This is a genomic window from Thioalkalivibrio sp. ALE28, assembly GCF_000377425.1.
GTDB lineage: Bacteria > Pseudomonadota > Gammaproteobacteria > Ectothiorhodospirales > Ectothiorhodospiraceae > Thioalkalivibrio.
In genome coordinates, this window is the sequence record NZ_KB898096.1 from 163393 (window position 1) to 178048 (window position 14656).

General features: G+C 65.6%; 17 protein-coding genes and 1 tRNA gene. 4 read left to right on the forward strand and 14 right to left on the reverse strand.

The features are described 5' to 3' along the window. Positions 1-4 precede the first annotated feature (4 nt). The 9 genes from flgH to D105_RS0105875 all read right to left on the reverse strand — a co-directional run bounded on the left by flgH (position 5) and on the right by D105_RS0105875 (position 7309). The gene (gene flgH / locus D105_RS0105835; protein WP_018867337.1) at positions 5-703 is read right to left on the reverse strand and encodes a flagellar basal body L-ring protein FlgH; all 699 of its coding nucleotides are present in this window, start codon (positions 701-703) and stop codon (positions 5-7) included. Between the two features lie 4 nt (positions 704-707). Further along, positions 708-1496: a flagellar basal-body rod protein FlgG gene (gene flgG / locus D105_RS0105840; protein WP_018867336.1), complete on the reverse strand. Its 789-nt coding sequence runs from the start codon at positions 1494-1496 to the stop codon at positions 708-710. Between the two features lie 45 nt (positions 1497-1541). After that, entirely contained in the window at positions 1542-2282 is a 741-nt protein-coding gene (gene flgF / locus D105_RS0105845) for a flagellar basal-body rod protein FlgF (protein ID WP_018877826.1), read from the reverse strand. Between the two features lie 32 nt (positions 2283-2314). Next, a complete protein-coding gene (gene flgE / locus D105_RS0105850; RefSeq protein ID WP_018877827.1) occupies positions 2315-3553 on the reverse strand; it encodes a flagellar hook protein FlgE in 1239 nt (412 codons plus the stop codon). 37 nt (positions 3554-3590) lie between these two features. Continuing rightward, complete coding sequence (locus D105_RS0105855) at positions 3591-4265, reverse strand: flagellar hook assembly protein FlgD (RefSeq protein WP_018867333.1); 675 nt, start codon at positions 4263-4265, stop codon at positions 3591-3593. Between the two features lie 11 nt (positions 4266-4276). After that, positions 4277-4696, reverse strand: coding sequence for a flagellar basal body rod protein FlgC (gene flgC, locus D105_RS0105860; RefSeq protein WP_018876821.1), 420 nt, complete (start codon positions 4694-4696; stop codon positions 4277-4279). A 27-nt stretch (positions 4697-4723) separates the two neighbouring features. Further along, entirely contained in the window at positions 4724-5131 is a 408-nt protein-coding gene (flgB, locus tag D105_RS0105865; protein WP_038028802.1) for a flagellar basal body rod protein FlgB, read from the reverse strand. Between the two features lie 218 nt (positions 5132-5349). Further along, positions 5350-6165, reverse strand: a complete 816-nt coding sequence (locus D105_RS0105870; protein WP_026279283.1) for a protein-glutamate O-methyltransferase CheR — start codon at positions 6163-6165, stop codon at positions 5350-5352. Between the two features lie 205 nt (positions 6166-6370). Next, complete coding sequence (locus D105_RS0105875; protein WP_018877829.1) at positions 6371-7309, reverse strand: chemotaxis protein CheV; 939 nt, start codon at positions 7307-7309, stop codon at positions 6371-6373. A 295-nt stretch (positions 7310-7604) separates the two neighbouring features. On the opposite strand from D105_RS0105875, the gene flgA reads away from it, so the two are divergent. The 4 genes from flgA to D105_RS0105895 all read left to right on the forward strand — a co-directional run bounded on the left by flgA (position 7605) and on the right by D105_RS0105895 (position 10016). Further along, positions 7605-8294, forward strand: a complete 690-nt coding sequence (flgA, locus tag D105_RS0105880; protein ID WP_018877830.1) for a flagellar basal body P-ring formation chaperone FlgA — start codon at positions 7605-7607, stop codon at positions 8292-8294. A 106-nt stretch (positions 8295-8400) separates the two neighbouring features. Further along, positions 8401-8715, forward strand: coding sequence for a flagellar biosynthesis anti-sigma factor FlgM (gene flgM / locus D105_RS0105885; RefSeq protein ID WP_018877831.1), 315 nt, complete (start codon positions 8401-8403; stop codon positions 8713-8715). A 15-nt stretch (positions 8716-8730) separates the two neighbouring features. Continuing rightward, positions 8731-9216: a flagella synthesis protein FlgN gene (locus tag D105_RS0105890; protein WP_018867326.1), complete on the forward strand. Its 486-nt coding sequence runs from the start codon at positions 8731-8733 to the stop codon at positions 9214-9216. Positions 9217-9299: 83 nt separating this feature from the next. Next, positions 9300-10016 carry a flagellar brake protein gene (locus D105_RS0105895; RefSeq protein WP_018867325.1) on the forward strand — a complete coding sequence of 239 codons (717 nt, stop codon included), beginning with the start codon at positions 9300-9302 and terminating at the stop codon, positions 10014-10016. 72 nt (positions 10017-10088) lie between these two features. Here D105_RS0105895 and D105_RS0105900 read toward each other — a convergent pair. The 5 genes from D105_RS0105900 to pheS all read right to left on the reverse strand — a co-directional run bounded on the left by D105_RS0105900 (position 10089) and on the right by pheS (position 14533). Beyond that, a tRNA-Pro gene (locus D105_RS0105900) sits at positions 10089-10165 on the reverse strand. A 335-nt stretch (positions 10166-10500) separates the two neighbouring features. Then, positions 10501-10857 (reverse strand): MerR family transcriptional regulator, encoded by a 357-nt coding sequence (locus D105_RS0105905; protein WP_018867324.1) that lies wholly within the window; start codon positions 10855-10857, stop codon positions 10501-10503. Next, positions 10841-11140 (reverse strand): integration host factor subunit alpha, encoded by a 300-nt coding sequence (locus tag D105_RS0105910; protein WP_018867323.1) that lies wholly within the window; start codon positions 11138-11140, stop codon positions 10841-10843. The genes D105_RS0105905 and D105_RS0105910 overlap by 17 nt, the downstream gene beginning before the upstream one ends. A 4-nt stretch (positions 11141-11144) precedes the next feature. Continuing rightward, positions 11145-13505 carry a phenylalanine--tRNA ligase subunit beta gene (pheT, locus tag D105_RS0105915; protein ID WP_018877832.1) on the reverse strand — a complete coding sequence of 787 codons (2361 nt, stop codon included), beginning with the start codon at positions 13503-13505 and terminating at the stop codon, positions 11145-11147. After that, the gene (gene pheS, locus D105_RS0105920; protein ID WP_018877833.1) at positions 13505-14533 is read right to left on the reverse strand and encodes a phenylalanine--tRNA ligase subunit alpha; all 1029 of its coding nucleotides are present in this window, start codon (positions 14531-14533) and stop codon (positions 13505-13507) included. The genes pheT and pheS overlap by 1 nt, the downstream gene beginning before the upstream one ends. Positions 14534-14656 lie beyond the last annotated feature (123 nt).

The window sequence follows — 14656 nt, forward strand, 5'->3', positions numbered from 1 at the left end:
TGCGTCAGAAGGGCCAGATCGGGCTGTTAAAGAAGCGCGTGATCCAGCCGGGGGTGTTGCTGTCCGCCAGCACGCCGGAACCGCCGTAATAGACACGAGCGTTGGCGACCTGCGTGGAGAGCACGGTGTTGTTGGTGGTCACGTCCACCGGGCGCACGATGCCGCGAAAGCGCACGTATTCTTCGCCCTGGTTGATCCCCAGCCACTTCTCGCCCTGCACGACCAGGTTGCCGTTGGGCAGGACCTCGGCCACGGTCACGGTAATCTCGCCGTCGAGCTGGTTGCTCTGCGAGGAATCCCCCGAGCCGTCGAAGTCACGCGAGCTCGAATTGCTCGCGCCAAAAAGGGGGCGCCCGTTGAAGGTGGCATCGCGGCCGAAGGCCGACAGGTTCCCCAGGTCGAGATTGGAATCCTTGCCCGTGGAGGTCGACGCCGACTTCTGCGCGTTGGTGCTCTCCGCCAGGATCACGGTGAGGATGTCGCCCACGTTGCGCGCCTTGTAGTCCTCGAAGAGGCCCTGGGAATGCGCCGCCTGGTAGATCCCGCCATTGTTCTGCGACTGCGGGACCGGCTGGGCAGGCATCACCGGGCGATATTCCGGGTTGTCGTCCGGCTTGGTTGTTTGCGTGGCGGCGCAGGCGGACAGCAGCAGTGCGGCGGTCACGGCCAGGGCCGGGCGGAGAACGGTTCCGAGGCGCGTCATCACATCACCCGATGGTCTGGTTGACGAACTGCAGCGATTGGTCAGCCGCGGAGATCGCCTTGGAGTTCACCTCGTAGGCGCGCTGGGTCTCGATCATGTTCACCAGCTCCTCGGCGATGTTCACGTTCGAGGTCTCCAGCGAGCCCTGCACCACGGTGCCGGTCCCGTTCAGGCCCGGCAGGGACTGCTGTGCCACGCCGGACGCGGCGGTCTCGCGGAACAGGTTCTCGCCCACCGCCTGCAGGCCCGCCGGGTTCACGAAGTCCGCCAGCTGGATGTTGCCCAGCTCCACCGGCGCCGCCTGACCCGGGATCTGCGCGGTCACCGTGCCATCCTTGCCGATGGCCAGGGACTGCGTGTCCTCCGGTACGAACAGACCCGGCTGCAGCGGGTAGCCGTTGGACATCACGACCTGGCCGTCCGAATTCAGCTGGAAGCTGCCGTCGCGGGTATAGCCGACGTTGCCGTCGGGCAGCAGGATCTGGAAGAACCCGCGCCCCTCGATGGCGATGTCCAGCGAGTTGTCCGTCTGCTGCAGATTTCCCTGCTCGAACATCTTCTCGGTGGAGACGGCGCGCACGCCGGTGCCGATCTGCAGGCCCGAAGGCAGCTGCTGATCCTGGGTGGCCTGGGCGCCCGGCTGGCGCACGGTCTGGTAGATCAGGTCCTCGAATACCGCCCGGTCCTTCTTGAAGCCCGTGGTATTCACGTTGGCCAGGTTGTTCGAGACCGTCGACATGCGCGTGTGCTGCGCGTCGAGGCCGGTCTTGGCGATCCACAGTGCCTGGTTCATGGTGTTCTCCTGTTTTCTCTCAAGTGCCGCGCGAGTCCCGGGAAATTACCCGAGGCCCAGCAAGCGGTTACTGCTCTGTTCCAGCGTGTTGGCGCTGTCCATCATCTTCACCTGCATCTCGAAGTGACGGGACAGCTCGATCATTCGGGTCAGGGCCTCCACCGTGTTCACGTTGCTGCCCTCCAGCATCCCGGAGACGACGCGCACCTCGGCATCCGCCGGCGCCTCGCCGCCATCCGCCAGGCGGAACAGACCGTCATCACCCCGCTGGAGCTCGTCCGTATCCGGGTTGACCAGGCGGATGCGTTCCACCGCCGCCAGGGCCTCCGGACCCACACCCAGCGGGCGCACGCTGATCGTCCCGTCGGTGCCGATCTCGATCTGCTCCGCCGGCGGGATGGCAATCGGCCCGCCATCCCCCAGGACCTGGTGGCCCTGCGCGGTGCGCAGCAGGCCGAAGGCATCCACATGCAGCGAACCGGCCCGGGTATAGCCCTCCTCCCCTTCCGGTCCCTGCACCGCGATGAACCCCTCGCCCTCGATGGCGATGTCCAGATCACGGCCGGTGCTCTGCATCTTGCCCTTGCTGAAATCCACCGCCTCGTTACCCACCTGGGTGTAGTCCCGCGAGGCATAGCCCGGGCCGCGTACCGGCACCGTATCCGCGGTGGCCAGGGCCTGGCGGAAGCCGTCGGTATTGGCGTTGGCGAGGTTGTGATTGTTGATGGCCTGTGCGTGCATCGTCTCCTTCGCACCGGACATCGCGATGTACAGAAATCGATCCATGCTCAAGCCCTCTTTACCAACTTATCCGATACTTAGCGGATATTGATGATCGTCTGGGTAACCTGGTCGGCCGTGGAGATCGTCTGCGCATTCGCCTGGAAGTTGCGCTGCGCGGTGATCAGGTTCACCAGCTCCTGGGCGATATCCACGTTCGAGGCCTCCAGCGCCCCAGCCTGCACCGACCCCAAGTTGCTGGATCCGGGCCGATCCAGGCGCACATCACCTGCTGCAAAGGTTTCGGCCCAGTTGTTGTCACCCAGCTGTTCCAGGCCCTGCGGATTGGGGAAATTCGCCAGCGCAAGCTGACCCAGCTCCGTCGACTGCCCATTGGTGAAACGAGCGAACACCACGCCGGTTTGATCGATGTCGATACCGGTGAGCTGTCCAGAGGCAAAACCGTCCTGGTTCAGGTCATTGACGGAAAAATCTCCGCCGAACTGGGTCGTACCGTCGAAGTCGATATCGAAGACCAAATCATCCGCCCCATCCAAGGTCGCTCCTGGAACGGTCAAACCATCGGGGTCCGGAACCACAGCGGCCAACGCGCCGTCCGATCCAAACTGCAAAGCCAGGGCGTCTACCCCGCCGGGATAATCGACCTCCTGCAGCGAACCGTCCTCCCTGCGTACCGCCACATGGGCATTCCACTCGTTCTGCCCCGTCTTGACGAAGTAGATGTTGGCGTCCCGCGCAATGCCCAGAGAGTCATACATCGTGAGCGAGGTCGAGAAGTTGTAGGTCTCCGGATCCTCGAGATCGAAATCCGCCGGATCGGCGCTCAAGGCCGGCGCATCCGAACGCAAATTGATCAGTGCCTCGAGATTCTCGGTGGCCTGGGGCGCGGCCGTATCGGTTTGCAGACGCAAGTCCCCGAGATTCGTACCACCCGCCTCGTCATAGCCCTGCAGGCGCAGGCCCTGGTTGTTCACCAGGTACCCGTCGCGGTCGACCTGGAAGGCCCCCGCCCGGCTGTACACCGTGCTGCCCTGGTCGTTCAGGACGAAGAAGCCCTCGCCGTTGATCGCCAGGTCCAGGCCGTTCTCGGTGAACTCGGTCCGTCCCTGCGAGAACTGCTGGGTGACCGCCTGCAGTCGTGTGCCGGAGCCGATGGCTGTCTGGCTGATCCCGCCGAAGCTCTGGGCGAACACATCGCCGAACTCGGCACGGGAACGTTTAAACCCCGTGGTCCCCGAGTTGGACACATTGTTACCGGTGGTCTGCAGATCGGCCTGGGCCGCGTTGAGTCCGCTCAATCCGATATTGAAGGGCATGGGGTGTTTCCTCCGTCAGGGTTCTTGTTGCGGGGCGTCAGCCGCCAATCCGCCGTACATCCGAAAAGCTGATCTCGCCCAGGCCCTGCACGGTCAGTGCCAGCCCGGAGTCACTGCCCACCGCGACGCTTTCCACGCGGGCATCCAGAAAGGTATCCACGGCCTCCGACTGGGTCCCGGAGCGGGCCGTGGCCTTGAATTCGTAGACGCCCGGTGGCGCGAAGGTGCCGTCGTCGCGCATGCCGTCCCAGGTGAACTCCTGCAGGCCGCTGCCGGCAGCGCCCATATTCATGCGGCGAATGCGCTCGCCATTCGGGCTGTACACGTCGATCTGCAGCTCTTCGGTGGCGCGCTCCAGATCGACCGCGCCGTTCACCCGCCCGTCGGGCCCCAGTTCGCCAAACTCGACGGGCACCAGTACATCCTTGCCAACCAGCGAAGCCGCCTGCAGCGTCTGGTTCTGCCCCAGGGACTGCGCCAGCTTCTCGAAGGACTTGGACAGCTGCTCGATGCCGGTCACGGTGGAGAACTGCGCCATCTGGCCGAGGAAATCACCGTTATCCATCGGCTCCATCGGGTCCTGGTTCTCCAGCTGGGTGGTCATCAGCTTGAGGAAGTCGGACTGCCCGAGGCGGTCCATCTCGCCTTCCGGCTTCTTCTCCGGGCGCGACAGGCCGAGGCGATCCAGCAATTCGGGGGAAATCTGTGTCATGGCGGGCTCCTCTAGCCTTGGCCGATCTGCAATGTGCGCTGGAGCAGCTGACGCGAGGTCTCCATCACCTCGACGTTCGCTTCGTAGTTGCGCGAGGCGGACATCATGTTGGCCATCTCCTCGACCACGCTGATCGCCGGGCGGAAGATGTAGCCCTCCTCGTTCGCCTGCGGATGGTGCGGCTCGTAGTGGGCCTGTGGCGGGGCCTGCGACTCGGTCACGCCGGCCACCCGCACGGACGTCGCCGCACCATTCGGGTTGGCCTGATCCATCACGCTCTGGAACAGCACCTGCTTGGCGCGATACGCTTCGTCCGGGTTGGTGGCGGCGGTGTTCGCGTTGGCCAGATTCGAGGCGACGGTATTCAGGCGCACCGACTGCGCCGACAGCGCCGAAGCCGAGGTATTGAACAGACTGAACATGTTGCTCACGACATCGATCTCCCGATCAGGCCCGCGTTAACGGTCGCCCCTCAGGGCTTCGCGGATGCCGGAGACCCGGCGATTAAGGAATTCCAGACTGCTCTGGTACTGGATCGCGTTCTCGGCAAAGGCGGCACGTTCCATCTGCGGATCCACCGTGTTGCCATCCAGGGACGCCTGCGACGGGACGCGATAAAGCGCCTCGGCCTGCCCGTTCATCGCCCCGGCATTGGGGTCGATATGCGCCGCCTGGCTACGCGCCATGGGCAAGTGATTGCCGCTCCCCGCCGCGGACTCGAGCACCGCGCGAAAGTCGATATCGCGCGCCTTGTAGTTCGGGGTGTCCGCATTGGCGATGTTGGAGGCCAGCAGCTCCATGCGCTGGGCGCGCACGTTGACCGCCTGCGGCAGGATGCCCATCGCCTTGTCGAGAGAGAGACTCATCGTTTCCGTCCTGTCCGCCCGTGGCGGACCCTCGCTACCAGAACCGGGACGCAGCCATTGCGGCCCTTTGCGAGGAGACCGATGCAATCGCTATGCCAGCGACGGGAATCCGTCTCGGCTGGGGACGCCCTTAGCGGGAAACGTGGGAAGGGGGCAATTCGAGTCGCGGCCGCATTGCGCGGGCGTTTCGGACCTGGCGGCCCTGCGACGGAGGGGCGTCAGGATTTGAGCCGGAGGACCGAGCCGTAGTCGGTGCGAACCGTCTCGAAGGCCTTGGTGTACGGGCCGGCCGTCTCCGAAGCGCCAAGAAACAGATAGCCGCCCGGATTCATCTGCCGGGCAATACCGTCAAGAACCTGTCGCTTGGTCTCGCCGGAGAAATAGATCAGCACGTTGCGGCAGAACACCAGGTCGAACTTGCCCAGTGCCGCGTAGCTGTCGATCAGGTTGAGCTTCTGAAAACGACAGCGCCGCTGCACCTCGGGAACGACCTTGTGGCCGTCCGTCACGGTCTCGAAGAAGCGCGCGCGGCGGCTCTCGCTCAACCCGCGCACAATACTCAGGCCGTCGTAGACCGCCCGCCGGGCGTCATCCAGGATCTTCTCCGACAGGTCCGTCCCCAGGATGGATACCGGCACCTTGCGCGGGGGGCGGGATTCCTCCCACTCGGAGACGACCATGGAGATGCTGTAGGCCTCCTGGCCACTGGAACAGCCGGAAGACCAGACCTTGATGCTGCTTCCCTTCGCAGCCAGCTCCGGCAACAACACATGCCGGAGGATCTCGAACGGAAAGCCATCGCGAAACCACGAGGTTTCGTTGGTCGTCATCGCGTCGATCACACGGGTGCGCAGCCGCGGATTCGGGGCTTGCCGCATCGCGTGCAGGAGCTCCGGCACGCTCTTGAAGTCGAACTCGTCGAGCAGCCGGGACAGTCGGCTCGACACCAGATACTGACGGCTGTCACCCAGCACCAGGCCGCAGCAGTCCTGCAGGAAGCGGGAAAACTCCTCGTAATCGCGGGAATCGATCACCGGTTCATCCCCGAGCACAGTCCATGGTGATTAGCATCCTGATGACGAGTCCTTGACAGCGGCGCCCGCGCCACGAAACGCAGGGGGAATCCCCGGTAGCGGGTTTCAGTATACGGTGTCGCAGGCGGGACACGACACTGGGCCCTTGTCGGCCATGTGACGCCGCCCCGGCCTTGCCGGGCGGCAACCCCGTTCCCCCCGGCGGTCATTCGACCTGTTGATCCTCGCGCCCGGTCTGGTCGAGCACCGCGTTGGCCAGTTCGTCGGGGTTGAATTTCGAGAGAAACGCATCGGCCCCGGCGCGCTTGACCATGTCGGTATTGAACTCGCCGCTCAACGAGGAATGCAGCAGCACCTTCAGATCTTTCAGGGCGGGATTGTCCCGGATCCGCGCCGTCAGCGTATAGCCGTCCATGCGTGGCATCTCGATGTCCGAGATCACCAGCTCGATCTGGTCGCGAACCGGGCCCTCCCCGGCCTTCTGCTCCAGGAAGTCGAGCGCCTCCTGACCATCCTTGAAAACCTCGTATTCGAACCCGAGACCGCGAATCGCCCCCTCGATCTGCTTGCGCGCCACGACCGAGTCGTCAACGATCACGACCTTGCTCCCCCCCGCTGGCGTGGCGTCCGCTCGGATGGACTCGGAGACCTCGGTCGGCAGAGGATTGACGATCGAAAGCACCCGTTCCACGTCGATGATCTCGACCAGCTTGTTGTCGATCTCGGTGACCGCGACCAGGAAGGACTCGCGCCCCGTACCACGCGGAGGGGACTTCACGTCCTGCCAGTTCACATTCACGATCCGGTCCACGGCCGACACCCAGAACCCCTGAACCGAACGGTTGAACTCGGTGACCACCACCTTCTGGTCGCCGCTGTCGCTGGCACCGGCCGCGCTGCGCAGGCCCATGGCGCGCGCCAGATCGATAATCGGCACCGTGCCGCCCCGCAGCGTAGCCACACCGCGCACCACACTCATCGACCCCGGGATCTGGCGCAGCGGCGGCGACGGGATCACCTCGCGCACCTTGAACACGTTGATTCCGAAGGTCTGTGATCCACCCAGTTGGAACAGCAGCAGTTCCATCCGGTTCTGACCCACCAGCTGCGTTCGCTGGTTCACATCGTCAATGAATTGACTCATGGTGCTGCTCTCCTTGTCCCGCGCCCATCTGCCGCGAGCCGCTCCCGGGAGCTCAGTGTGCACCGCGCACCCCCGGGCTGTCATTTGCAATCGCCTGTATGCGCCTTCTGGCGCCGCTTCCCAGGGATAACGGCATTGAACGCCGGGCCTTGAGTCGGGCACCGCCCGGACAACTGGCATCAAACCTGCATAGCTTCGGGTCCGCGAACGGACGCGGCAGACCCGGGGTATTCCCTCGGGCGGCGAGGACCGGCATATGCATCCACATACAACCTGTACATCACGCTGCATCCCCATGGGGCTCATGGCTCTCGTGGCGTGGTTCGCGCTCTCCGTGCCGGCCCACGCCGAGATCCACCCCGTTGCGGAGATCCGCGCGGCCGCGGAACAGTTTCTGTTGCAGGAGCTGGACGCCGAACATAGCGACGACATCAATATCGAGATCGGCCAGCTCGACAACCGGCTCCGGCTGGCCTACTGCCATGACGGACTCAACGCCCGTTTCCCGCCCGGCGGCCGCCGCGACGGCAATACCGCGATCCACCTTCAGTGTGCGGGCCCGGTCACCTGGCAGCTGTATGTCCCGGCCACGGTGGAACGTTACGCTCAGGTGCTGGTGGCCAGTCGCAACCTCCCTCGCCAGCACACGCTGACCAGCGGCGATCTGCGCTTCCAGCGCATCGAGACGTCACGCCACGCGGGCAGTTATCATGAAGACAAGTCGGCCCTCATCGGTCAGCAGACCCGGCGCAGCATTCGTCCGGGCCAGATCATCGGCACACAGCACGTCACCCAGCGCGAGATCGTCAGCCGCGGCCAGCGGGTCACGATCCTTGCCGAAAACGGCTCGATCGCCATCCGCATGCAGGGCGAGGCCCTGGAAAACGGCAGCCTCGGGGACCGCATCCGGGTCAAGAACACCTCGTCCGGGCGCGTGGTCGAGGGCGAAATCCAGCCCTCCGGGCACGTCCGGGTGACACTTTGATGCCGACTCTGTGATCGGTGTTACAAAAACCACCGCCACAGGGCTACAGTTTCAGCACACGCGGCCGTAAACACTTGCAGCACAGTTACAACGACAGGACGGCACAATGGATATCAAGGGCCTCAATACGAACAGTCTGCGCCCCGACGGCCAGAGCTCCACGGTCAAGGGCCGCGAGGACTCCAGCGGCGCGCCCAACCGGGCGCAAGGGTCGGATAGCGCCGCGACCACCGGTAACGATTCGCTTACCCTGACCGGCGCCGCCCAGGCGATGAGTTCGGCCGCCAGCGCCGGCGAGAACGCCCCGTTCGACGCGGCGCGTGTGGCCGAGCTGCGCGAGGCGATCGCCAGCGGCAACTACCCGGTGGACAACGAACAGCTGGCCGACCGCATGATCGACCTCGAGCGCCTGCTGCGCTAATCACGGACCTCACCGATGAACACCGACACGCGCCATCGCCTGCTGCGCTCCCTGGAAACCTCGATCCGGCTGGCCCACCAACTGGAAGAGGCCCTGATCCAGGAGACCCGCGCGGTCGAGGCGCGCACCCCGGAGACCCTGCAGGAGGTCGTGGCAACCAAGCAGGGGCTGCTGCAGGAACTCGAGACCGAGACCCGCCAGCAGCGCGCTATCGCCGAGGCCGCGAGCGAGTCATTCACACCCGAGGGCATGGCCCGCCTGCTCTCGCGCATGGACGACGGTGCCGTCCTCAACGATCACTGGCAGGCCCTGCGCCAGTCCATCGAGCGCTGCAACACCCTCAACCAGGGCAACGCACGCCTGATCGATCGCGATCGCCAGCGCGTGGAGCTCTCCATGCAGATCCTGCGCGGCGAAGAGGCCGGCCCGGCGGCGACCTACGACCCCTACGGGCGCACCCGCCCCAACACCCGTGGCGGACGCCGTATCACACAAGCCTGATGCAGCTTATTCGCACCGATGCTGGCATTTCGGATGCTCGACCAGTACCTTGCGTCCTCACACCCAGCTAACGTCACGGACGCATGGACGAAACCGACTACACGGTCGACAAGCCGGACCGGATCGCCGGCATTCTCAAGGACCTGGACCACAAGCTCACCCTGGTCAGCGTCCGGCTCGACGCCGACGGCCCGCTGTACACTTCGGCCCTGGTCCGGCTGGACCCCGCCGCGAAGGAACTCTTTCTCGACGAACTGAATCCGCCGCGCGCGCACCAGCATGTCACCTCCGGTATGCCCCTGCGGGTATTCGCCGCGCTGCGCGGCGTGGCCGTACGCTTCTCCACCACCGTGGCCCGTATCGAACATGAAGAAGGCGGCGCCCTGTACGCCTGCCCCTACCCCGAAACACTGGAGCATCTCCAGCGCCGCGAAACCTTCCGCGTTCACATCCCCATGGCCCAGCGCCCGCAGATCGAACTGCGCGCGCCCGGCTGGAAGGACCCGGTCATCGGCGAGCTCGTCGATCTCTCGGGCCAGGGCATGTGCATCGAGCTGGCCACGGCCACGCTCGACACGCTGGAGACCGGCACCACCCTCGCGTTCACCAATCTGCTGCTCCCCGACGTCAGTGAGCGGCTCTCGGGCGACCTGCGCCTGGCCAACCGGCGGCGCAGTACGCGGGAGGGCTACGAATACGCCGGCTTCGAGATTGTCGGGATGACCCAGTGGCTGGAGCGCCAGACCAACCTCGCCTTGCTGCATTACCAGCGCGAGGCGCGTCGCCGCTCGATGGAATAGACCCGCCCGGACAAACTCGGACGTCAGACACAAAAAAGGCCGCTACAAGCGGCCTTTTTGATGCTTCCCGTTTGGTCGGGACGGCAGGATTTGAACCTGCGACCCTCTGCACCCCATGCAGATGCGCTACCAGACTGCGCCACGCCCCGAAGCCGCGAACTATATCCGATTCCCCGCCGTCACGAAAGCACCCAACACCGTCAAAGCGAACCGAGCGCCCACCACGGCACACGGCTGTTTAGTTCACCACAGAGTGCACGGAGGACACAGAGAAACGCGAGGGAACGGAAGGCATCGATGGATGCCGGATTCGGAGGACGGAGTGGGCCCGATAGGGCGCAACCCGCCACCCGTTAAGGCGTTCGGCCAGACCACATACCGACACCCAGGGTAGTTATCCGCGGTCAGGCCCTAACGATCTTCTCCGTGAACTCTGTGCCCTCTGTGGTTCAAAAGGCCTTTCTGAACACGGGTGCCGGGAAGGTCAGGCGCGGAGCGTGCGCAGTACGGACTCGAGCTCGGAGATGGTGTCCTGGATGATCTGCTGGGCCTGCTGGCGATCGCCCTTCGCCTCATCACCGGAGAGCTTCTGGCGGGCCCCATTGATCGTGTAGCCCTCCTCGTACAGCAGAGCCCGGATCTGGCGGATCAGGATCACGTCCTGGCGCTGATAGTAGCGGCGGTTCCCGCGGCGCTTCACCGGCGCCAGCATCGGGAATTCCTGCTCCCAGTAGCGCAGCACGTGCGGCTTGACCTGGCACAGCTCCGCCACCTCGCCGATCGTGAAGTAGCGCTTGCCCGGAATCGCGGGCAGTTCCTGGTGGTTACTCGCCTCCAGCATAGCTCTCTACCCGCTCGCGCAGTTTTTGCCCCGGGCGGAAGGTAACCACACGTCGCGCGGATACCGGGATCTCCTCGCCCGTCTTCGGATTGCGTCCCGGACGCTGGTTCTTGTCGCGCAGGATGAAGTTGCCGAAGCCCGAGAGTTTTACGCCCTCGCCTGCTTCCAGCGACTGGCGCATTTCCTCGAAGAACATCTCGACGAATTCCTTGGCCTCCCGCTTGTTGAGACCCAGTTCCTCGTTTAGCACGGCGGCAAGATCCGCCTTGGTAACAGCTGCCATCGCCTTATTGTCTCAGGGTTGCGTTGAACCGGGCCTGGAGATGCTGCATCACCGCGTCGGTGACGCCAGCCACATCCTGTTCGCCTAGGGTGCGATCAAAAGCCCGTAAAATCAAGCCCAAAGCCAGGCTCTTCTCGTCCGGATTCAAGCCCTTGCCCTGGTACAGATCAAACAGGCGGACATCCTGCACCAGCTCCAGGTCCAGCTCCCGGATGGCCGCCAGCACGTCGCCGGCGGCGACCGATTCGCCGACCACCACCGCCAGATCGCGCCGGATCGACGGATAGGGCGACAGCGGGCTGAACTGGGCCACCGGCGCGCGGGCCACGGCGACCGCGTCCAGGTCGAACAGGTAGACGGGCTCCACGTCGAATCGCTCGCACAGGGAGGGGTGCAACCGCCCGACCCAGCCAATCGCCTGGCCATCCACCAGGACGCGCGCTGACTGACCATCATGCAGCGCCGGGTGCCGTTCCATACGGAAGCCCAGCTCCCCGGAGAGCCGCTCGCAGAGGGTCTCCACTACCCCCTTCGCGTCAAAGAAATCCATCTTTCTCGGTGTCCCTTCCCAGTGCTCCGGTGCCGCCCGGCCACCGAGCAGACCGGCCAGGCGTGCCTCCTGGCGCAAGCCCGAGGCATCCGGCACAAACCGCAGACCATGCTCGAACAGCCGCAGATCCGGTTGCTGGCGGGCCTGGTTGTACGCCGCGGTGGTTACCAGTCCCGGCCACAGCCCGGAGCGCATCACTGCCAGGTCGGACGAGATGGGATTGGCCAGGGCCAGGGGTTCGACGTCCGGATAGAACGCCCGGGCCGTGTCCGCCGCAACAAAGCTGAAGCTGATGATCTCGTGAAACCCGCGGCGCGCGAGCCCGTCGCGCAGTGACCGCAGGGCATTGTCCGGGGTCACCGGCGCCACGGGCGTCGGCAGGGTCTGCGGCAGGGCATCGTAGCCGTGCACCCGCGCCAGCTCCTCGATCAGGTCCTCCTCGCGTTCCAGATCGAACCGCGCGCGCGGCGCCCGCACCGACCAGCCATTACCGGCCGCCTCGACCTCGCAGTCCAGCGCCCGCAGGATGCGTTCGATCTCGGCGGTATCGAGTGTGACCCCCAGCAGGCGCTGGACCCGCTCCGGGCGCAGGGTGATCGCGTTCTCCCGGTGCGGAGCCGGCGTCTCGCCGGCCTGCTCGACCGGGCCGCACTGCCCACCGCAGATCGCCAGCAGTAGCTCCGTGGCGCGCTCCATGGCCCGCGGCACCAGGGTGGGATCGACCCCGCGCTCGAAGCGGTGCGAGGCATCGGTGTGCAAACCGTGGGCCCGGGCGCGGCCGGCCAGGGCACGCGGGGTAAAATGAGCGCACTCGAGGATTACCCGCGTGGTGCTGTCGTCGACCGCACTCGCGGCCCCGCCCATCACCCCGGCCAGGGCCAGCGGCCCATCCTCTCCAGCAATCACCACGTCTCTGGGCGACAGCTTCGCCGTCTGCTCGCCTCCCAGCAGGATCAGGGATTCGCCCTCTTCCCCGCGGCGCACGATGATCCGTTCGCCGGCGCGCCCGGCATCAAAGGCATGCAGGGGCTGGCCCAGTTCCAGCATGACGTAGTTGGTCACATCCACGATGGCGCTTAGCGGACGCACCCCGGCACGCCGCAGGCGTTCCGCCATCCAGACCGGCGTGGCGGCCTTCGCGTCCAGCCCCTCCAGCACCCGCGCCGCATACAGCGGGCAGGCCTCCGCATCGCGGACCTCGATGGCCACACGGGCTTCGCTGGCCACCTGCACGCCCGGCATATCCGGGGCCCGCAGCGGGCGATCCAGCAAGGCCGAGCATTCGCGGGCAATGCCCCGCATCCCCAGGCAATCCGCCCGATTCGGGGTCAGGTCCACCTCGAGGATGGTGTCGTCCAGCCCCAGGGCCTCGCGCAGGTCCCGGCCGGCCTCCAGATCCGATGGCAGCACCATCAGCCCCGCCGCATCTTCGGACAGGCCCAGCTCGCGCGCCGAGCAGAGCATGCCTTCGGAGGCGACCCCGCGCAGCTTCGAGCGCTTGATCCGGAAGTCGCCGGGCAGGACCGCGCCGACCACGGCCACCGGCGCCCGCATCCCCTCGTGGACATTGGGCGCCCCGCAAACGATGGTCAGCGGCTCCGCCGCGCCGGCCGCGACCCGGCACACGCGCAGGCGATCGGCATCCGGATGCGGCTCCACCGAAAGGACATGACCCACCCGCACGCCGCTGAAATCCGGGGCCGCCGGTTCCTGGGCGTCCAGCTCCAGCCCCGCCATGGTCAGGCGATGCCCCAGCGCCTCCGGGGTTTCGTCGATCTGCAGCCATTCCTGCAGCCACTGCACACTGATACGCATTAGCCTGTCTGCCCGAATTGCCCGATGAAGCGGATATCGTTGTCGAAGAACAGCCGGAGATCGTTCACGCCGTGGCGCAACATCGCCATGCGCTCCACCCCCAGCCCGAAGGCAAAGCCCGTGTACTGCTCGGAATCGATTCCGACGTGCCCCAGCACGTTCGGATGCACCATCCCGCAGCCCATCACCTCCAGCCAGCCGGTATGGCTGCACACCCGACACCCCTCCCCACCGCAGTGCACGCACTGGATGTCCACCTCCGCCGAGGGTTCGGTGAACGGGAAGTAGGAGGGCCGAAACCGGGTGGCCAGATCATCACGGTCGAAAAAGGCCTGCAGGAACGCGCTCAGTACACCGCGCAGATCCGCGAAGGTGATATCGGTATCCACGCACAGCCCTTCCACCTGATGGAACATCGGGCTGTGGGTCAGATCGGAATCACAGCGATACACCCTCCCGGGCGCGATCACCCGCAGCGGCGGCTTCTGCTCCTCCATGGTCCGGATCTGCACCGGCGAGGTATGCGTACGCAACACCCGATGGGCGTCGAAGTAGAACGTGTCGTGCATGGCCCGCGCCGGGTGATGCTCGGGGATATTCAGGGCCTCGAAGTTGTGGAAGTCGTCCTCCACCTCCGGTCCCTCGGCCACGCGAAATCCGAGACCGGCAAAGAAGGTCTCGATTCGTTCAAGCGTCTGCGTGATCGGGTGCAGGGCACCCGGCCCCGGCCGGCGCCCCGGCAGCGTCACGTCCACCCGCTCGCTGGCCAGCTGATCCGCCAGGGCCGCCTGCGCCAGCGCTTCCTTGCGCGCCTCGATCAGACCGGCGACCTCGGCCTTGGCTTCGTTCACCTTCTGGCCCGCGGCGGGGCGTTCCTCCGCCGTCAGCTTGCCGAGTTCCTTCAACTGGGCGGTAATCGACCCCTTCTTGCCCAGGTACTGCACCCGGACCTCATCCAGCGCCTTCAGGTCGGTGGCCGCCTCGATGCGGTCGCGCGCCTCGGCGACGAGCTGTTGCAGTTGCTCCACGTGCGTTCCCCGAAAATGATGGGCGACGGCTTACCCGCCGTCCCGGTGTTCCCTGTTCCCGAAACAAAAAAGGGAGGGCGTCGACCCTCCCCTTTCCGGGACCCGCCAGGCAGTGCCCGGCGG